A 20,588-nucleotide genomic window follows, 5' to 3' on the forward strand; every position below is an offset into this window, starting at 1 on the left:
AAGGTCATAAAATGTTTATGGAAAACAAATCTTTTAAAGCAGTGTCTTTCTACGTTATAATTGTAATCAGTTTTAACGTAATTCTTGAGGCAGGTGAATTGAAACTATGGTATGATGAACCTGCAAAGCAGTGGTCTCAGGCTCTGCCGGTTGGTAACGGCAGGCTCGGTGCAATGGTATTCGGCAGAGCTGATCAGGAACTCATTCAGTTAAATGAAGACAGTATCTGGGCAGGTCAGGGGTATTACAAACCCATGCCTCAAATGCTGGAAAACCTTCCTCAAGTCAGACAGCTGATCTTTGATGGCAAATACAGAGAAGCCCAAGACCTTGCTAAGAAAACGATGACTATAAAGAATGATCCACGTTTTGGAAGTTACAGGCCATTGGGGGATATGAAGATTACTTTTGAGGGAATTGAGAATTTTCAGAAATACCATCGTCAGCTCGACCTCGATACCGCCATTGCCTCTACGCGATTCGATACCGTTAATGGCACATACACCCGTGAGCTTTTCTGCAGCTATCCCGATCAGGTAATGGTGGTTTTTCTTAAAGGTGATCAACCGAATCAGATATTTTGTGAAATAGAATTAACTCGTCAGCACCGTGCTGTTACAAAAGCAATAGATGACAGTACCCTTTCCCTCAAGGGGCAATGCGAACACGGAGGTGTCAAGTTTGGGGCACTGGCCAGGGTGGTCTTAACCGGCGGGAGCGTAAAAACTGAAAATGATAAAATAAAAATCACTGCGGCTGATTCAGTTGTGCTGTACTTAACGGCAAATACTTCATATTACCATGATGATTATATGGAAATCTGTCAAAAGCAGATAGACAAGGCTTTGTCACGCGGTTATGAAAAAATCAGAAAAGACCATATCGCTGATCATCAGAGGCTTTTTAGACGTGTAAGGCTTGATCTGGGAACAACTGAGGTCTCTTTGCTGCCGACAGATGAAAGGCTCAAGCTGATCAAAGAAGATACCGAAGAAATGAAAGATGACTCTGACCTTGCGGCACTTCTTTTCCAGTACGGCAGATACCTTTTGATCGCAAGTTCAAGACCAGCTACTTTACCGGCTAATCTGCAAGGGATATGGAATCCGCTCTTCGATCCGCCATGGTTTTCTGATTATCATGTAAACATCAATACGCAAATGAATTACTGGCCGGTGGAAAACTGCAATCTTGCTGAACTGGCCGAGCCGCTTTATGATTTCATCGACAGGTGCACAAAATACGGCCGTATTGCCGCCAAAGAACGTTATGGATGCAGAGGTTTTGTGCTCAGCTCTTGTACAAATATTTGGGCAGTTTCTGAAATGCGCAGCGGCCTGGTGGGTTTGTGGCAGGAAGGGGCCGGCTGGGCATGCCGGCAGCTATGGGAACATTATCTATTTTCACAGGACAAGGAATTCCTCGCCGAACGAGCATATCCGCGGCTGAAAGAGATAGCCCAGTTCTACCTTGATCTGCTTGTCGAACATCCCAAATATGGCTGGCTTGTATCAGGGCCGACCATCTCACCGGAAAACATGTTCATCATACCCGGAGAAGAGCCGGAGCCCGACCATCTGGCCCGGGCCGGACGCGAAGGCAGCGGGATTGATTCTGATAAAAAAGCTTCCGTTTCCATGGGGCCGACAATGGCTAATCAGATAATTCGGGATATATTTACCCAGTGTATCTATGCTTCAGAAATACTTAAAGTAGATCAAAAGTTTCGCTCAGAGCTGATAGAAAAAAGAAGCAGGCTCGCTCCTATGCAGATCGGTAAATACGGCCAGCTGCAGGAATGGCTTGAGGATTTCGAGGAAGCTAAACCGGGGCATCGACATGTTTCTCATCTCTATGGTCTCCAGCCCGGCAGCCAGATAACGCTGCGCGGGACACCGGAGCTGGCGGCAGCAGCGAGAAAAACTTTAGAAAGGCGGTTAGAGCATGGCGGCGGATGGACCGGCTGGAGTGCTGCATGGCTTACCAATATCTGGGCAAGACTGGAGGACGGAGAGCAGGCATATAAGGCTCTGAAATCACAAATGCGAAACTGTATGTTCGACAACCTGTTAGACAATCACTACCGGGCCGATGGAGCCGTTTTTCAGATAGACGGAAACTTTGGTGCCGCCAATGCGGTTGCAGAAATGCTTCTTGCGAGCCATACCGGAGAAATACATCTGCTGCCTGCATTGCCGAAATATTGGGAAGACGGGTATGTTAAGGGGCTTTGCGCCCGCGGCGGTTTTGAAGTTGACATCTATTGGCAAAACGGAAAATTGAGTAAAGCTGCGATAAGTTCAAAGTATGGGGGTAGATGTCGTCTCCGCTATGGTGGGAAAATTATCGGGTTTGATACAGGAATTGGCAAGAATTATAATCTTGATAGTAGTTTGAAAATAACATTCTAAAAGGAACAGTATTATGACCACCAAAAAGCTGTACATAATAGGATTATTCGGAGCAGTTTCATTTTTTTTCTTGATGCCGGCCAGTGCCTTTGCCAGAGATTGGAAGCTATGGTATAGGTATCCCGCCCGCGAATGGGAAGAGGCCCTGCCGGTCGGTAATGGACGTATCGGGGGAATGGTATTTGGGGGGATTGACAGGGAAAGGATTTCCTTGAATGAGGAGAGCATCTGGTCCGGTACTCCTGTCCCTAAAGAAGCTACAAATGTCCATCAGTTGGTGATCAAGAAACAGCGGGAGCTTTATTTCGCCGGTAAACCCCATGAAGCAAAAAAGGTTAATACCTCAAATGTAGAAATTTCCCCCGATTTTGATGTTCGCAAAGAAAAGATAGAAGGCACAAGCCGTTCTCGCCATATATATAAACCTTTGGCAGATTTGTATCTGCATTTCGGCAGCACTCGTGAACTGCCGAGCGATTATTATAGAGATCTTGATCTTGACCGTGCGGTTGCGACGGTGAAATATAATAGTGCCGGCATAAATTATACCCGCGAAGTATTCTGCAGTCATCCGGATCAGGTTATGGTTGTTCGTGTTACCGCTGATAAACCGGGGCAAATATCATTTAATACTAAAATGACCCGCAGAATAGATGTTAAGGCTGATATGTACCGCTATGATGCCGAGCTTGGTGCGAAGGTTGAAAGCATTACCCGTCCTCCTGACCCGGTGATTAGAGTTATCTCTCCGGGCAGGTTCAGCTTTAGCGGACAGGCAGACCCTGATGGGGTAGAATTCACAGCTCACTTTCAGGTTATTGCTCAAGGGGGCAATGTTAAAAGAATTCCGGAGGGATTTGAGGTAGAAGATGCCGATTCTGCGGTGCTGTATGTAACCGCGGCAACCGATTATAACCATGAAAATCCCGATGATATAGCGTGCAGCCATATGGATTCGGTTTCAAGGAAGTCTTTTGATGAACTGCTCCAACGGCACGTTGAAGACCACCAAAGCCTTTTCAGACGCGTCGATATTGATCTGGGAACAAGCCGCAATGCTGAGATGCCGACAGATAAGCGTGTTCTTGCACATCAGTTAGGAATAAAAGATTGCCGTGTTCCAGAAGATATGGAACGTGACCCGGATCTATACGCATTATATTTTCAGTACGGCAGGTATCTGATGATAGCCTGCTCACGACCTGGCACCATGCCGCCGGCCCTGCAGGGTATCTGGAATGACAGCCTCCTGCCGCCATGGTTTGGCGGACATACATCAGATATAAATGTAGAGATGAACTATTGGCCGGTAGAGACCTGTAATCTTAGCGAATGTCATCGTGCGCTGCTTGATTTCGTTGAAGGTTTTAGCGATGCTGCCAGTAAATCAGCAGACATTTCATACGGCTGCAGGGGAATGGTAGTTAATGGAATGACAATATGGGGCCCTAAAACTGCAGCATCAAATTGGCAGGATTTCGGCGGCTGGCTGTCTCAGCACTTCTGGGAGCATTACGCCTTTACAGGTGATGAAGAATATCTTGCCGAACATGCTTATCCTTTTATGAAAGAAAATGCACTTTTTTATCTAGATTTTATGGTAAAGGATCCCCGAAACGGCTGGCTCTTAACCGGCCCTGCATATTCACCGGAAAATCAGTTTTTGTATCCGGATGGCAGCAGGGGACACTCGGATATGGGAGTTACGATGAGTCTGGCAATCATCAGGGACCTGTTTGAAAATACCATAAAGGCCGGCGAAATTCTCGGTGTCGATCCAGGCTTAAGATCACAGATGAAGGCCGCGCTTGATGATCTTGCGCCATACCAGATCGGCATATTCGGCCAGTTGCAGGAATGGCTTTTCGATTATGACGAGGTCTATCCAGGTCATCGCCACATGTCGCATTTGTTCGGAGTAGCCCCGGGCTATTCGATAACTCCGAGGACTACTACTGAATTAGCAGAAGCGGCAAAGAAATCGCTGATTCGCAGGCTTGACAATAACGGCGGCTGGACAGGTTGGAGCAGGGCCTGGGCATTGAACTTGGCTGCAAGATTAAAAGACGGCGAACTTGCACGTCAGCAGCTCCAGTTACAGCTTGAAAGGACAACTTTCTATAATCTTTTCGACTCACATCCCCGAAAAGGCGGAAATACCATCTGTTTCCAAATTGAAGGCAACTTCGGAAGTATCGCAGGTATGGCAGAGATGTTCTTGCAAAGCCATGAAGATTATATTGAACTAATGCCCGCGCACCCCAGCGCTTGGAAGAAAGGTTATGTAAAGGGGCTGCGTGCCCGCGGCGGTTTTGAAGTGGATATTGCCTGGGATGATGGCAAACTTACAGAAGCAGTAATTAAGTCGCTTAACGGCAAGGATTGCCGGGTGCGTTATGGCGACAAGATAATAAAACTTAAGACTGAGCCCGGAAAAAATTACAAGTTTAATGAAAGTCTGAAATTGATTTAAAATTTGATGTATTTAAGCCGATACATTGAACAAAGGAAAACCAGACTATGAAAAAAATATTTACTCTTGTTATACAAATCTTAACGTTTGCCGTAATCAAAAGAAAAGGCAGGTAACTGTTACAGAAATTCCTTAGGAAAAGTATTATGCCCAAAAAAAGTGTCTTATTACTATTGTTGTTTGTTTACTTCCAAGCTAATGTACCTGCGGCTGTTTACTGGGATAATGACAGTAAGGACCAGAAATGGCAAACACCTGGTAATTGGTCCGGCAACGCCGGGCCGACCGCGTATCCGGCGGTTGATATTGGCGAGCCCAATGGCCCGCAAGAGTGCATTATCGGTTCGGGAATTATGGCTAATGAGCCGATACGGTTGTCGATAGGTAATAATGCCGGAACAGAGGGCTCTATTCTTATTGACGGGGGTGATCTTGTTTGCAATCAGTTTTTAAATATTGGTTATAATGGTAAAGGTATATGCAGGCTTAAAAGCGGCACTATCACGACCGAACTCTACGATGTCGAAGTGGCCGGAACTCATGGGGGCAATGAAGGTGTGCTTGAAGTATTGGGCGGTACGATCACGGCACAGCGTTTCTTCTGTGTTGCCCAAGGGGTTGACAGTGTTGCTACTATCAATATAAGTGGCGGTCTGATAGATGTTTTGGACTACGATTTCGGTAAAAGCTCAGGCGGTGATCTTATGCAGGGGACTACGACGGTAAATCTCAGCGGTGGAACGATTACAGCGGGGAGGAATTTTTATGCGGGTCGGGGCGGTACGTTTACAATGAATATGACCGGCGGCACTGTCAATGCCCAAACGATGTATCTCGGCAGCGATTCGAGCGGGGCATCAACAACAAATGCGCTTGTAATTTGTGGCGGCGGGGTAATCAATATCAATAGTTTACAGATAAATTCTTCGGCCATATCGGCAAAATTGGACATGAGAGGGGGGACGGTAATCATCGAGGGCGATGTCGAATCGATGATAAACAGCTATGTTTCTGCCGGTTATATTGTTGCCTGGGACGGTCTGGGTGATATTTTTGCAAGCTATGATACACCTATTGCGGGCAAAACAACTTTATATGCTGATTCTTATAACCCCTTTGCAGCTTATGACCTGAGCCCTGTTGGGCTTGAGACTAACCTTTCGGCGGAACTGAGTTGGCAAGGCGGGCTGGAAGCAGATTTACATCATGTATATTTCAGTACAAGTTTTGATGATGTAAACAATAGGGCACCGGCTGCCGACAAAGGTTATCAGATATCACCTTATGATGTGGTTGTAGGCGATTTTGAGCAGGGACAGATTTATTACTGGTGTGTTGACGAGGTCAATTCCGGCACGAGAGAAACATGGCCCGGTGAAGTGGTAAGTTTTACTACCATATCCGGTTTAATAGAAAACACTGACTACCGGATTATGTTGTTACCAGATATGGGTTTAAGGCTGGAGGATAAAGAATCCGGAGTGACAGCGGATTTTTCTTCTGAGTTTACCGTGATACACAGTACCTTCCAACCGAGTTTAACACCAGAATATATGCAGTATGCTTCCTGGGCAACTGGTCAGAATCCATTCAGCACGGGTGCAAATTATGTTCTACAGGCAAATAGTGTTAAAGTGATTGAGGACACTATTGTCTGGTCATTTCCAACACACTCGAAATTTGTTTTAGAAGCATGGGTTGATATGTCAACAGATTACAATGAGCCGGCGCTATTTTATACAATTACAGCCTCGTCATCTGGTTGGTTCATGACAGCTTACACCGGTGCTCCAGAGGTGAATCCTGCCACAATGGAGCTGCTGCCCCAACCGACAATGTGGGGAAGAAAACATATCGACCCGCCGGATGGAGGTTCTGTGATATTTCCGGATGAGCCGAAATCTACTCCTGAACATGCGGCACCTATGCCGGCAGTTGCTGTAAGAGACAATGGGGTGACGTGTGCAGTCGCTGTGAATCCCGATTTTCAGAAATTTTGGGTACCAAATTACAGAAGATATGAGTTCGCATTAGGTATTAGAAACCCGGAGGGGAATGCCCAGCCTATCATATTTGCTCCACAGATGGGAGCGCAGTATGGCTCAGGCAACTGGGGTGAGGGCACTCCTACCGATACAGACAGCTATCTGGATGTAGGTGAGAGTTTCAGTTTCAGTCAGTTGTGGATTGTTGATGGTGCTGAGTGGAAGGATGTCTATCGAAGTATAGCCGAGAATATCTATAACGTTAGAGATCAGCGTGATAACTCAGGGCCTGGTTCGATGAATAAACTTTTGGACAATTTAAGAGATTATGCCTTGGTCGGTCACGGCACAGGCCATGATATTAATGAGGGCCCCAATCACGATGCCAATGGCAATCCGACTTATGACTTCTTTGATCCGGCTTACAAAAATTACAATATGTGGGACACAGAGCAGAAATGCAATGAATACTATATTGATCAGCCCGCTGCCTTTAAGATATTAGGCGGTCTTTTTGCCATCAATGCAGCTATCGTTACGGATGACGAAGAGCTGTTCTGGAATCGTGCCCTTCCGCAGGTCGAGTACTGTCTTTCCCGTGAAAAAATGGGTTTTCAGCCGTATAATTATAACTATAACGATATGATGGCTATAAGTAATAACATGGATGGCCCGTTCATGTCCGGAATTGACCTGGGGCATCTTTACTGGATGACCGGAGCAAGGACAGATGCTTTCAAAACCTACTCGCTCGAAAAAGGTTACACCGCTGCGTACACTCGTTTCGAGCAGTCTTTAGAGTGGTATAGGCTTTGGGGTGATCCCGCCGAACTTGATTATGCGATTGACGGGGCATATTACACAATAAGCAATCCTTATCATATTTACGATTTCCAGAAATTTTTGGAGATTTATGACGAAACTGCTGATCCCAACTTCCTGGAAGAGGCAGAAAAGTATGCCTATAATTTTACGACAACGTTAAATACTTCTCCGCGTGTACCCGATGCAAATATAATAGTAGATATCAACAATGAAGCACCGATACACCATCATACCTATGGACGACATGCTGCCTGGGGCTTTGATCCTCCAGAGCCCATGTATGCACCAGAGCAGGAGGTTCCTGCCTGGCGGCCGGCGTTTACCGGAATGCAGCCAATGACCTATCGGGCATTCACCTTTAGCGAATTCCCCGGGCCGCTTTTGCGACTCAGCGGGAACCTTGACGATGACTTCCTGAAATCACTTGCCCGGTGGGGGGCTGTGGGTAGATGGGCGAACTGGCCTGGACAGCAGTTTTCTACCATCGATCATTCACTGGTTTACGAACAGGATGATTATCCAATGCACCCGCTGCAGTACATGACGTTTACCTCTGTGCATCCCTGGCATCACTATATGTATTTCTTATACGCAATTGACTTTATGGTCAATGATGTGATCACGAAGTCTAATGGTAATGTTGATTTTCCAAGGCGAAATATACAAGACAAGGGTGCTGGCGGCAGGCAGAATCTGTGGGGGCATGACAGTGGCCGGTTTTATGAAGATCAGGATGTCATTCTATGGCTGCCAAGAAATCTGATTTCGCTGAATACCGAGCAAATCAACTATATAGCAGGCTATGGTAATGGCAATCTTTATCTGGCTCTGTCAAATCAGTCTTTTGATCCGTTGACTGATGTCTCGGTGACCCTAAATCCTGACCGCGTGGGATTCAGCTCAACACATACTGTCAAAGTATGGGAGGAAAATGCGCCTCAAAAAGCTAAATTGCTTTCTGAAGGAGCTTTAACGGTGAATGTTGCCGCAAGCGGATTGACCGTTCTCGTCATCGAAAACGTCGAAATCAAAACCGGCAAGGTTCACAGAGAGATATTTGGTAAACCGAAATACACCCTTACTCCAGAGAGCCTTTCCAGAACAAGTGAACCTTTTGGCAAGATGGTTGGGATGATTATCTCATTTGGACCGGAATTGACCGAGGCTTACTGTTACACCGATGCCAAGGCTCACTTTCATGAAGGTGGTGATGCTGATTATGTGGTAATGAGATATTCCCTGGATGGCGGTCCGTGGCATAAAGTAACCGATGAGATCTTTCCGTTCGAATTTTCAACGATGTTATCTCCAGATGCCAACGAATTCAGCTTTTACTTTGACAAGGTGGATATGGCCGGAAACCATACAATATCTGAAATACGTACTCTTGATGCCAGAAAAATCACAACACTTTCCGGAAGGGTGGCCGATATTGACGGAAGTGGTATTCTTGGTGTAGAGGTTATGTGCAGCGGATCGGCTTCTGTTGTTACAGGCTCAGAAGGAAAGTACAATATAGAAAATGTTCTCGGCGGCCCTCAAACGCTGATGGTTTCAAAAGCAGGTTATGAGTTTATTCCATCTCAAAGAACTGTAGATCTGAGAATTGGCAGCTTAGGCAATATTGACTGGGTTGGAAAATATGGTCAATTCAGCACATTAGATTACATACATATACTTGCATCAGACTGGCTCAGTGTCGATGTAATAGATTTGCTTAGTATTCCATATTGTCTATGCACGCCTGTGGGAGACTTAAATCAGGATTGCCGTGTTAATTACCTGGATTTGTCTCATATTGCTCCATAAAAACATTTGTTTCGCAAAATGGCTGCTTATTTGCGTAAAACATAGTTGTTTTTTATTTTGGATATGTAAAGTATAGTATATAAAGTTGTTTTAAACCAGGAGTTAGTATTTATGAATAAGCTGTTGTTGATTCTTCTCGGGCTTACTCAGTCTGCATCAACGCATAGACGGCGAGGGATTATCGGTCTCTGGCTGATTCTGGGGTTGAACTTGTCATTAATAATAATTACATCAACGGCACGAGATACGCGGCCTCCGTCGGATTATGTGTTGACGATTGAAACAGATCGTCCTAAGGCCTTTTACCAGCAGGGAGAGCGGGTTGGTTTTAATATATCGCTGACCAGAAAAGGACAGCCGGTAAACAGCGCCAAAATCCATTTGCGTATATCTAAAGATGGAATTACTCCGAATATACATGAGGAAGATATTGTGATTACTAATGGCAAAGCTTTTACCTCTGCTGTGCTTAGTGAACCGGGATTTCTTAATGGCCGTGTGGATTTTCGGGTGCCGGAAGAAAACCGTATTCTCAGTTCTTTTGCAGCAGCTGCGGTTGATCCGCTAAAGATCGGCCCAAGCATGCCGCCGCCGGATGATTTTGATGAGTTCTGGGCTTCTCAGAAGGAGAGATTAGCCGATTCTAAAATAAACCTCAAAATGACTCTGGTGGACTCGGCTTATTCGGATTTGGAAATATATGATGTACAGGCGGACTGTTTTGATGGAATTCACCTTTCCGCGTACCTTGCCAAACCAGTGGGAGCAAAACCCGCTTCTTTGCCCGCAACCGTCCTGTGCCATGGTGCAGGAGTAGCCAGCTCCAGAATGAGCAGTGTTGCGGGGTGGGCTCGTGAGGGGTTTGTTGCCATTGATTTTAATGCGCATGGTCTGCCGAACGGCCAGCCGCGGTCGTTTTATACCAATCTATATAAAAATGAGCTCAAACGCTATTATATGCGTGGAGCAAAGTCACGGGAAACCTTATTCTTCCGTGAACTGTTCATTCGTCTTATGCGTGCAACGGATATAGTGGCATCACAACCCGAGTGGGACGGCAAAATCCTGGTTGCTAACGGTCGCAGCCAGGGCGGCGGACAGGCGATTGCCGCTGCCGGGCTGGACTCTCGTGTTACGTTTATTGCCGCCCAGATTCCTGCACTGTGCGATCACACCGGCATAGCAGCCGGACGTATTAACGGATGGCCAAAATTGATTCCTGTGGATGCAAACGGCAAACCGGATTCTGATGTTATGAAGGCTGTTCGTTACTACGATGCAATGAATTTCGCGACCCGAACCAAAGCCGATGCGTTTTTCACTGTTGGATTTATTGACCGAAGTTGTCCTCCAACAGGAGTTTATGCCGCGTACAATCAGTTGTCCGGAGATAAAAATATTATGAACCATCTACATACGGGGCATGTTACTTCAGAAGATGCAGACAAAGCAGTCCGTATTGCCGTACTCAAACATGTTCGACAGATGAGAAATAAATAAAGAAAGGAAATATTAAACATGAAAATTAGAATTCAGGCCATTTATTTGTTGATGTCATGTTTTATCGTTGTTGTATTTTCCGGTGAGTCGCCGGCCGTCTCGCTGGAAGCCGGATTTCATCAACCACCTCAAATGGCAAAACCGCTTGTCTGGTGGGACTGGATCAATGGAAGTATTACCAAAGAAGGTATTAAGGCAGATTTAATGGACATGAAACGGGTCGGCATCGGAGGTGTCCAGCTTTTTGATCTGGAACTCTATATGCCCGAAGGGCCGATTCGTTACGGCACAAATCAGTGGCACGAGCATGTTCAGTACGCTATTGATACAGCCGAGAGCCTGGGGCTTGAGTTTCACGTTATGAACTGTCCGGGCTGGTCTGCCAGCGGAGGGCCATGGATTACTCCGGAAAAATCTATGAAAAAGATCGTTTGGAGTGAACAGGAGGTGAGCGGCCCGGCGGTCTTTAAGGAAAAGCTGAAGAATCCTGAGCTTACAGGCAAGTCCTCTAAGTACAAGTTCTACCGGGATGTGGCTGTTTTTGCCGTTCCTTCCGATAAAGGCAATGAATACCGTCTTGAGGACTGGGAAACAAAGATTGGTTTTTCAAGATCTTCGCTCAAACGACCGGATAAATCGTTGTATGAGCCTGACAGGAAAGCTATTAGCCCCGAAAACGTCCTGAATCTATCAGAAAATTTAACAGAGGATGGCGTCCTTTCATGTGAAATCCCCGAAGGCAGGTGGGTGATCATTCGTTTCGGGTTTACGACGACCGGTTCTACCAATCACCCGGCGGTACCCGAAGGTCATGGCCTTGAAGTTGATAAATTCGATAAACAGGCGGTGGAATTTCAATTTAACCAGGCACTCTCGAGAATTATTACAGATGCAAGGCCGCACCTTGGTAAGACGTTTAAGGGTCTTCTGTTCGATAGTTTCGAGGGTGGATATCAGAACTGGACCCAAAGTTTTCCGGCCCAGTTTGAAAAAATAAACGGCTACGACCTTATGCCGTACCTGCCTGTGCTGACCGGCAGGGTGATCGAGTCACAGGCAGTATCAGAAGCTGTTCTCTATGACTTTCGGCGCACGATAGATAGGTTACTGGCCGAGTGTTATTACGCGGTCATGCAGCGTCTGGCGCATCAGAATAAATTGATACTCTATTCTGAGTCGCAGGGCGGCCCTTTGAACCCGTTTTTCTGTAATGAATATGTTGATGTAGCCATGAATGAATTCTGGCTGCGGAATTACACTAAACGTGTTCCATTGATGAAACTGTCCGCCTCATCTGCAAACCTTTATGGCCGCCAGGTTGTCGGCGCTGAGGCCTTTACTGCGATTCCCGATTATGCTAAGTGGCAGAACACCCCTTATTCCTTAAAGAAAGCCGGTGACTGTGCATTTACTGCGGGCATCAACCGATTTATCTTCCATACCTATATCCATCAGCCCTATTCATATCTCGAGCCGGGTTTTACGATGGGCCGCTACGGCACGCATTTTGGCCGCTTGAATTCCTGGTGGAAATTTGTACCTGCATGGATTGATTATCTTTCACGCTCGCAATTCCTCCTCCAGCAGGGCAGGACGGTTACCGATATTGGTTTTCTTTTTCACGATGATATCCTGTATCAAAATCCTCTTTCAATGACGAAAACTCCTGAAGGCTTTGATTATATTGCATTTTATCCCAAACATCTGGAACAGATGCAGTACAGCGACGGAGAGATAACGATTCCCGGCGGCGCGTCCTTTAAAATCCTGGTATTGCCTGACTACCCTTTTATGACACTTAAGGCTTTGAAAAATATTCATCGTCTTGTTAAATCGGGTGCCGTTGCAGTTGGCGATCGTCCTGCTGCACCTCCCGGCTTGAAAGATTACCTCTACGCAAGAACCCAATTCGAGCAGTTAGCCTCCGATCTGTGGGAAGGACTTGATGAGAAGAAAGAGACGGTAAAATCTGTGGGCAAGGGTAAAATGTTTTCAAGAACATCGCTTGAGAATGTCGTCTCACAGCTTGGCTTGACTCCTGATGTCAGGTTTACACAGGCAAAAGATGATACTCTTATCTACACCCATCGAAAGACTGACTTTGAGGACATATATTTCATATCAAACCAGACGGACGAGCTCGTCTCATTCAACTCTCAGTTCCGTGTTACGGGTAAAATACCGGAATTGTGGGATCCTGCCTCAGGCAGGATATGGGATGCCGGTATTTATAATTTTGACAAAGTCTCAACCCATGTTCCCCTGACACTGGCTCCCCGGGGTTCAATTTTTGTTATTTTTGGAAAACCAGCCCCTGAAAAGTGGGTTACATCTGTAAAGCCGGACGATTTAATGAAATTAAATGAGCTGCTGTTGGCTGATTCCGGCAAGCAATTGACCGTTCATTATTCTGATAACACGACTGGAAAGTTTATTGTTGATCAGCCCTCCGATTCAATTGCCGTATCAGGCCCGTGGCAGGTGAGATTCCTTGACGGGCGCGGAGCACCGCCCAAGATTGTGCTGGACTCGCTGATATCATGGACAGGTCACCCTGAAACGGGAGTTAAATATTATTCCGGTATTGCCGAATATGAGGCCGGACTCGATCTGCCTGAAAATTTCCGCAAGCAGGATGAAGTCTGTTTGCTCGATCTGGGACAGGTATGCGATATTGCTCAAATCAGTGTAAACGGCAGTGAACCTGTTATAGTATGGAAAGAGCCGTTTAGAGCTGATGTTACTCAGCTGCTCAAGGCCGGTGAGAACACAGTCACCATACAGGTGGCCAATAGATGGATAAACAGGCTTATTGGTGATCAAGACATACCGATAGATTATACATATCAGGTTGGCGGAAGCAAGTTTACAGAAGGCAGAATTGAAGTCTTTCCTGATTGGCTCAGAAATCCGGAACAGGCGGCGGTCAAACATAAACGCAATACTTTTGCTACCTGGAAGCACTATACTGCTGACTCTCCTCTGGTCGAATCAGGTCTTATTGGTCCGGTTGAATTGAAGGTTTATACGAATATTCAAATTAACCATTCTGTTCAATAGTCACGGTAAAATGAAACAGTTAGTCTTAATATTGCAAATATTTGTCCTGTTGGCATCAGTCACCTGTTTTGAGGTAGTTGCCGGTGAAGAAGCAACTACAATAATATACCTGGACGGCAGCAGGAATAGATGCGGAGAAGGGAGCAGCTGGGAGGATGCCTGCAGTAGTTTTGATGCGGCTTATGGAGCATTACAAAAGGCTGTGAAAAATGAAGGCCATGCCGAGCTGTGGATAACCGCCGGCACATACAAAATTGCTCCTGTTGTTATCACTCAGGGAATGTACGTCTTCGGCGGTTTCAAGGGCTGTGAAGATAAATTGTCGCAGAGGGATCCATTTCTGACTACTGATAATGCGACAGTTCTTCAGGTAAAAGATCCAAAATCTGACCTGATAACAGTTTCAGGGTGTAGGAATGTCCGGCTTGACGGTTTAGTCTTAAAGGGAATTCGCTCGCCTTCCGGCAATGCTTCCGCCATGAGAGTTGTTGATTGTGACGGAGATGTCAGTTTTAAACATTGCCTTTTTACCGGCAACGTAAACGCAGACGGAGGCCCTGCGGCAGTAATCCATAACTCAAATGTCTCTTTCATGTACTGTCTTTTTTCTGATAACAGAATAGTCGCCCTAAAGGCCGGCGGAGGTGCTGTAAGGATTACGGGAAACAGCTCTCCGCAGTTTCACTATTCGACATTCAGCCGTAATTCCGCTGATGCAGGCTTCGGCGGCGCTGTTTATATAGATATAACCTCTGACTGCCGGCTCTTGTTCTGCGAGTGCAATATAGTCTCCAACAAAGCGAAGTTGGGAGCCGGTGCTATGTATATCAAAAATGCCGTTGGCGGAGTTCGTCTGTACGAAAGTACGGTAGTTTTAAACAGAACAATGACACCGGATGCTGATGAATTTTCAGGGGCCGTTCATATCAAAGGAAATCAACAAAGTCCCGCCAGGCTCGAAATAGACGGTTTTGCAACTTGCCTTTCTGATAATTACGTCCTTGCCGGTGATGGTAAGTATGATTATGTTGATTCCGTATCGTATGGGTATGCGGTTATTGACAAGGATAAACAGGCGCATGTTGACCATTTAAAATCAAAAGTTGCAGATAGACAGGTGGATGAGAGTTATTTCGACAAGAGACCGGATACCAAAGAGTACCGTCAATTCCTTCATCTGCCGCCCATGGTTAACAAGAAGCCTGCTGCAGGTTGCAATGTTAAATACCAGTTTGAAGAATTTTCCGGCACTGGAGTTTACCATTCGGTTTTTCTGCCCTCTAACTGGCAGCCCGGCGGTAAGTATCCGGTTATAATGGATATCCCGGGTAATCCTTTTGAACATTATTGGGGTGATATCTCCAGCGGCAGGCCCGAGTCTTCTCCCATAGGCTACGGTGTTTCGAATGGCAAGGCTATCTGTATAGGTCTGCCCTGTATCAGCCCTGACGGGAATTCACATGTTAGGGCGCTGGGCGACGTAAAACAGACTGTAGCCTATATGAAAAAAGTGGCAGTCTGGGTTAGCCGTGAAATGGGCGGCGATCCGGCCAGGATGATACTCACAGGTTATTCTCGCGGCGGACAGGGGACGGCGTTCCTGGGCCGTTACGATGATGAGATTGCCGATATCTGGCTGGGGTGGCTCCATTATGACGGTTTTGATATGCCGCTTGAACCGCATGTACACATGCGAAAGTATTCATACAACGTTACAGAAGATGATTACCGGGTTGACGGCAATATCATCAAGCGGTTTGCAAGGATTAAGGGCAGATCAACATTTATTGTAAACTCCGGATATGTCAATTTATTCGAGGCTTACAACAAGAAATACGGCTTTCCATGCGAACATGTACTTACCGGTTCTCGAAATCATAACCCCGACTGGTCACTAATGGAAACTGAGACTCTCAAGCAGGCAAGGCAGTGGTACAGCCGGACACTCATAGAACTAACCGGCACAGGGCAGGCAAGCGGAATTGTTACAGATACAAACTCCCGCCCCGTTCAGGGTGCTGTTGTCTATACCGGTTTGACTCGATTTGCAAGCACCGGAAATGACGGCAGGTTTGTTTTTGAAGGACTGCCGGTCGGCCCGCGGGAGTTCGTTCTCGTTATTAGCGGAAAGACACAGGCTAAAAAGCAAATTACAATAAAAGAAGGTCTTAATTCAACAGTTAAATTCGATTGAATAAGTGTTAAAGCTAAATAATATATGGCTCCTCACACAAATTTGTGCATATTTTCAGGTTCAGGCAGCTTTCCAAGGCAGTGATATAAGGCTAACTGCAGCGTCGGGATTGTCCTGAATCCATAACATCTTTTGACTATTGTTTTAACTTTATTGTTCATACCTTCGGTGACTCCATTGGTGACTCGGCATTTGAAATAATTTATGATACCTTGCTGATGTTTTCTGAGCATCCAGGCAAAATCACGTAATGGTTCGAGCCTGCTGTGGGTGGCCCACCAGAACCACTTTGCAAGATATTTTTTGGCAGCTGCAGGGTAGCGGTAATCCCAAAAATCACGAAAGGATTCTTTCAATAAATAAGCCCTGTTGACTTTAAGATTCAGCTTCTCCAGATACCCCAGACGTGCACGCTGTTTGTCTGTAAGGTTTTCAGGATTCTTCAGCCAGATATATCGCGTTTTTTTAAGCAGTTCGGGGTTGTCTTTTTTGAGCGTGATAGCTTCCTGTTTGCGTACCTCATCGACAGCCTGATTCAAATGTTGTACGATATGAAATTTATCGAAAACCAGAACAACATCCTCGTCAACATGCTCTTTTACAACATCAATGTACGATTGCCACATATCACAGCAAACCGCCTTTAAACTGCCTTTTAACGAATTTCCATGTTCTTTGAAAAACGCCTCCAGCGTCTCTTTTTTCCGGCCCTGGCCGCTCCATAAAATGCGTTTTTCTTCCAGGTCGTACACCACCGTCATATACGTATGACCCTTGCGGCGGGATACTTCGTCAATGCCAATATAAATGACCTTTCCTGTATCCCTGTGTTTCATGCCGTAGTCAACTGCCTGCTTTACCGCAGATTGAACCGTATTCCAGCTGACATTAAACATCTGAGAAACCGTTTGCCAGGGCAGCAATTTCGCCATACTGCTCAAGGTCCAGACCAATCCGTTTGTCATACGTGATTTACCTGAGGTAAAGGGTATGTCCTCAACCCTCGGCCCACCGCATTTGGGGCAGCTGACACGAACCGGACGGTAATGCAGCATCACCGGTATGCCCCATAACGGAACATGCTTAATCTGCCGTTGCGGAAGCCGGTCACGTTGCGGAGCGAGCGTCTGACAGGTGCCGCAAGGCAGCCGACGACGTTTGTGAACGTCTAAATAAAAGTTGAGCTGATTGTCACTATAATCGACTTTTACCACTTTATGTCTCTTGACTTTTAATGTCTTTTTTAGTATTCTTTTAAGCAGCATATGTTTTCCCTTGCTATAACATTGTTCTAAATCATCATTATAACAAGTGTTAACATATGCTATATCAAATTTTTCCGCACAAATTTATGTGAGAAGCCTAATATATATTCGTATCAAAAGGAATAACTACCCGAAAATCGCTCCACCTTAAACAGTTGTCCATTTTTCGGGAACACGCTCAGACTGCGGCCTTACTCAGATTGCAGCCATTTGAGGGCTTCTTCTCTGAATTCTGCCTGTGTTGGGTTTCTCTTGAAATCGCTGCGGCAACGGTCTATAAAATCATTTGCCCGTCGATAGAAGTTCTTATGCACTAAATATGCCGGTTGTTTCTGCTGGTTTCTGTTGATAAGGGCCAGTCCGCTGGGATTTTCGCCGCCTTCATCAGATTCATTGTCGTAGATCTGCCAGTAAAGTGCAAATGGACAGCCCCAGGAAAGTGCCGCGGCTGCCGCGGTACGGGTAAACTCGGCCTGCTGATCAGCGGTGATGGCGATTTTCTGTGTGCCGCGGTGGTACCGCCGGAAGCCGTACTCGCCGATGAAAACCCTTTTATCCCATGGGTATTTTTTGTCTGTTGGCGGCATGTGCTTCTCGATAAAATCAAGAGCCTTGAGCAAAGATGTTAAGCGGCGCTGAAAACAGGTCAGTAATGAGCGGGTCAAAATAGGTCATTTTGAAAGGAAGTTTTTGCCTTAGAGTCGTTATATTATCGATATTATCGAAAATATAACGGAGGTCTTTATGGCGAACTATCTAAAAATGACTAAAAGAAGTGTAATACAGACATTAAGAGAGCGTAACTGGTCTTGCAGGCGTATATCCAGAGAGCTTGGCATCCACCTGGATACGGTGCGTAAGTATGCAAAATCAGACAATGATAATTCAAAACAGGTCACTAACGCGCCTCCCGGGTCGGTGGCCCAAAGCTCAACCGGTCCGGTAAGCAATTGTGAGCCTTACCGTGAAATAATTAAGAACAAGCTGGATATGGGGCTCAGCCGCCGGCGTATATGGCAGGATCTTCGTGACGACCACGGCTCTGATGTCAGCTACCACAGCGTTCGCAGGTTTGTCAACCGCCTCAGTAAAAATTCGCCTGTTCCGTTCAGGCGTCTTGAATGCAGGCCCGGTGAAGAGGCTCAGATAGATTTTGGTACGGGTGCACCGGTAATAACGAAAGATGGCAGACGAAAAAGAACTCATGTAATACGGGTAGTGCTTAGCTTCTCCCGTAAATCCTACAGCGAGGCAGTTTTCAGGCAGACCGGCGATAACTTTATAAATTGCCTGGAAAACGCTTTTCACCACTTTGGCGGTGTTCCGCAAACACTGATAATAGATAATCTTAAAGCTGCTGTAAACAAAGCTGACTGGTATGATCCTGAGATACACCCAAAAATAGTGTCATTCTGCCGTCATTACGGTACCGCCATTTTACCCTGTAAGCCGTATACCCCAAGACACAAGGGTAAGGTTGAAAAAGCAGTAGCATATGTCAAAAATAACGCCCTCAAGGGCCGCAGCTTTAAGAGCCTCTCAGAGCAGAATCAGTTTCTTCTCAGCTGGGAGAGCCGTATTGCCGATACCCGTATTCACGGCACTACCCGCAAGCAGGTAGGCAAATTGTTCACAGAACAGGAAAAGCCTGCTTTATTGAGGCTTCCGGTTGGAAGGTTTCCTTCATTTACAGAAGCTCAGCGGTCCGTTCACAGGGACGGCCATATAGAGGTAGAGAGGACCTATTACTCGGTGCCTCCGGAATATACCGGCCGCAAGGTATGGGCAAGATGGGACGGCCATATGGTAAGAGTATTTAACCGCAGCATGGAGCAGATTGTTGTTCACGCTAAAGTTGAGCCGGGCAGATTCCAGACTCAGGACGGACATATTCATTCAGAGAAAAGAACAAAGATAGAAAACGGCGTTGTATGGATGCTTGAACGAGTCAGTCTGATAGGTGACAATGCCGAGAGATGGGCCCTGCAGATGCTTGAGGCCAGAGGAATACCTGGTATCCGCGTACTTCTGGGCTTGCTGAATATGACCAATACCTATAAAGGTAACAAAATCGATAATGCATGTAAAATAGCGTTAAGCCACAATGCTTTTCGATTGAAGACCATCAGGAGTATTATTAAACACGGCGGTGACAGGCAGCTCCAGATGGAATTTATAGATGAGCACCCTATTATCAGAGATATCTCCAGTTACGGAGAATTCGTAAGAGAGGTTCTGGGCTGAACAATAATCATAACTTATTCAGGAGCAGATTATTATGAACAATTCACTGCATAACACATTAAAATCACTAAGGTTGTCAGGTATGCTTGAGACACTTGAAGTTCGATTGCAGGAGGCAGCCGGCAACAGCCTCACTCATGCTGAGTTTTTAGAACTGATCCTGCAGGATGAGATGCTGGTCAGAAAGCATCGCCAGATCCAAAGGGGTATTAAGGCTGCCGGGTTTAGAGAACTCAAGACACTGGAGGAGTTTGACTGGCAGTTCAATACTTCGATTAAAAGAAGCCGGATATTTGATATGGCCACATGCCGCTTTATCAGTGAGGGCGTTGATGTTCTGCTGCTTGGCCCTCCGGGTGTGGGCAAGAGTCATTTGTGTCAGGCGATAGGCTATCAGGCAGTCAAGGCAGGCATGGCTGTGCGGTACCGCTCGATATTTGATGTTGCCAGGGATTTTCTGCACGAAGATGCCTTTGCCTGTCAGGATAAGGTAATGAACAGATATCTCAAGCCGGAGCTGCTGATAATCGATGACATGGGCATCAAGCATCTGCCAAAACGCTGCGGCGAGTATCTGCTGGAGATCATTATGCGGCGACATGAAAACAAATCCACGATGATGACCTCCAACAGGCCGCTGGAAGACTGGGGCAAGCTCATTGGTGATGTACCATCGGCAACCGCAATCCTGGACAGGTTTTTGCATCATGCTGAGATCATCAACATCACAGGCCGCAGCTACCGTCTCAAGGACCGTGCCGAGCATGGTGCCTGTGAGAAAAGAGCCGGCCATGAAGGCTGACTCAGTCTTAACCGGCCTGT

Annotated in this window: 10 protein-coding genes; 8 read left to right on the plus strand and 2 right to left on the minus strand. The window is 46.2% G+C overall.

Going from position 1 to position 20,588, the window contains the following annotated elements; genetic code table 11:
* Nucleotides 1-17 precede the first annotated feature (17 nt).
* From SMSP2_RS14165 to SMSP2_RS14190, 6 genes are all read left to right on the plus strand, one after another.
* Complete coding sequence (locus SMSP2_RS14165) at nucleotides 18-2,411, plus strand: glycoside hydrolase family 95 protein (RefSeq protein ID WP_186804759.1); 2,394 nt, start codon at nucleotides 18-20, stop codon at nucleotides 2,409-2,411.
* A 13-nt stretch (nucleotides 2,412-2,424) separates the two neighbouring features.
* Nucleotides 2,425-4,884 carry a glycoside hydrolase family 95 protein gene (locus tag SMSP2_RS14170; protein ID WP_146684678.1) on the plus strand — a complete coding sequence of 820 codons (2,460 nt, stop codon included), beginning with the start codon at nucleotides 2,425-2,427 and terminating at the stop codon, nucleotides 4,882-4,884.
* Between the two features lie 146 nt (nucleotides 4,885-5,030).
* Nucleotides 5,031-9,503, plus strand: a complete 4,473-nt coding sequence (locus tag SMSP2_RS14175; protein ID WP_146684679.1) for a carboxypeptidase regulatory-like domain-containing protein — start codon at nucleotides 5,031-5,033, stop codon at nucleotides 9,501-9,503.
* 111 nt (nucleotides 9,504-9,614) lie between these two features.
* A complete protein-coding gene (locus SMSP2_RS14180; RefSeq protein ID WP_146684680.1) occupies nucleotides 9,615-11,003 on the plus strand; it encodes an acetylxylan esterase in 1,389 nt (462 codons plus the stop codon).
* Nucleotides 11,004-11,021: 18 nt separating this feature from the next.
* The gene (locus SMSP2_RS14185; protein ID WP_146684681.1) at nucleotides 11,022-14,063 is read left to right on the plus strand and encodes a glycosyl hydrolase; all 3,042 of its coding nucleotides are present in this window, start codon (nucleotides 11,022-11,024) and stop codon (nucleotides 14,061-14,063) included.
* Between the two features lie 10 nt (nucleotides 14,064-14,073).
* Complete coding sequence (locus SMSP2_RS14190) at nucleotides 14,074-16,257, plus strand: carboxypeptidase-like regulatory domain-containing protein (RefSeq protein ID WP_146684682.1); 2,184 nt, start codon at nucleotides 14,074-14,076, stop codon at nucleotides 16,255-16,257.
* 32 nt (nucleotides 16,258-16,289) lie between these two features.
* On the opposite strand, the gene SMSP2_RS14195 is transcribed toward SMSP2_RS14190, so the two are convergent.
* On the minus strand, nucleotides 16,290-17,522 hold the full coding sequence (locus tag SMSP2_RS14195; RefSeq protein WP_146684683.1) for an ISL3 family transposase: 1,233 nt from the start codon (nucleotides 17,520-17,522) through the stop codon (nucleotides 16,290-16,292).
* A 191-nt stretch (nucleotides 17,523-17,713) separates the two neighbouring features.
* A complete protein-coding gene (locus SMSP2_RS14200; protein WP_146684684.1) occupies nucleotides 17,714-18,187 on the minus strand; it encodes a hypothetical protein in 474 nt (157 codons plus the stop codon).
* 97 nt (nucleotides 18,188-18,284) lie between these two features.
* Here SMSP2_RS14200 and istA point away from each other — a divergent pair, with 97 nt between their 5' ends.
* Nucleotides 18,285-19,766 (plus strand): IS21 family transposase, encoded by a 1,482-nt coding sequence (gene istA, locus SMSP2_RS14205; protein ID WP_186804653.1) that lies wholly within the window; start codon nucleotides 18,285-18,287, stop codon nucleotides 19,764-19,766.
* Nucleotides 19,767-19,800: 34 nt separating this feature from the next.
* Nucleotides 19,801-20,568, plus strand: coding sequence for an IS21-like element helper ATPase IstB (istB, locus tag SMSP2_RS14210; protein ID WP_146682730.1), 768 nt, complete (start codon nucleotides 19,801-19,803; stop codon nucleotides 20,566-20,568).
* The last annotated feature ends 20 nt before the right edge of the window (nucleotides 20,569-20,588 follow it).

This window comes from Limihaloglobus sulfuriphilus (genome assembly GCF_001999965.1).
GTDB lineage: Bacteria > Planctomycetota > Phycisphaerae > Sedimentisphaerales > Sedimentisphaeraceae > Limihaloglobus > Limihaloglobus sulfuriphilus.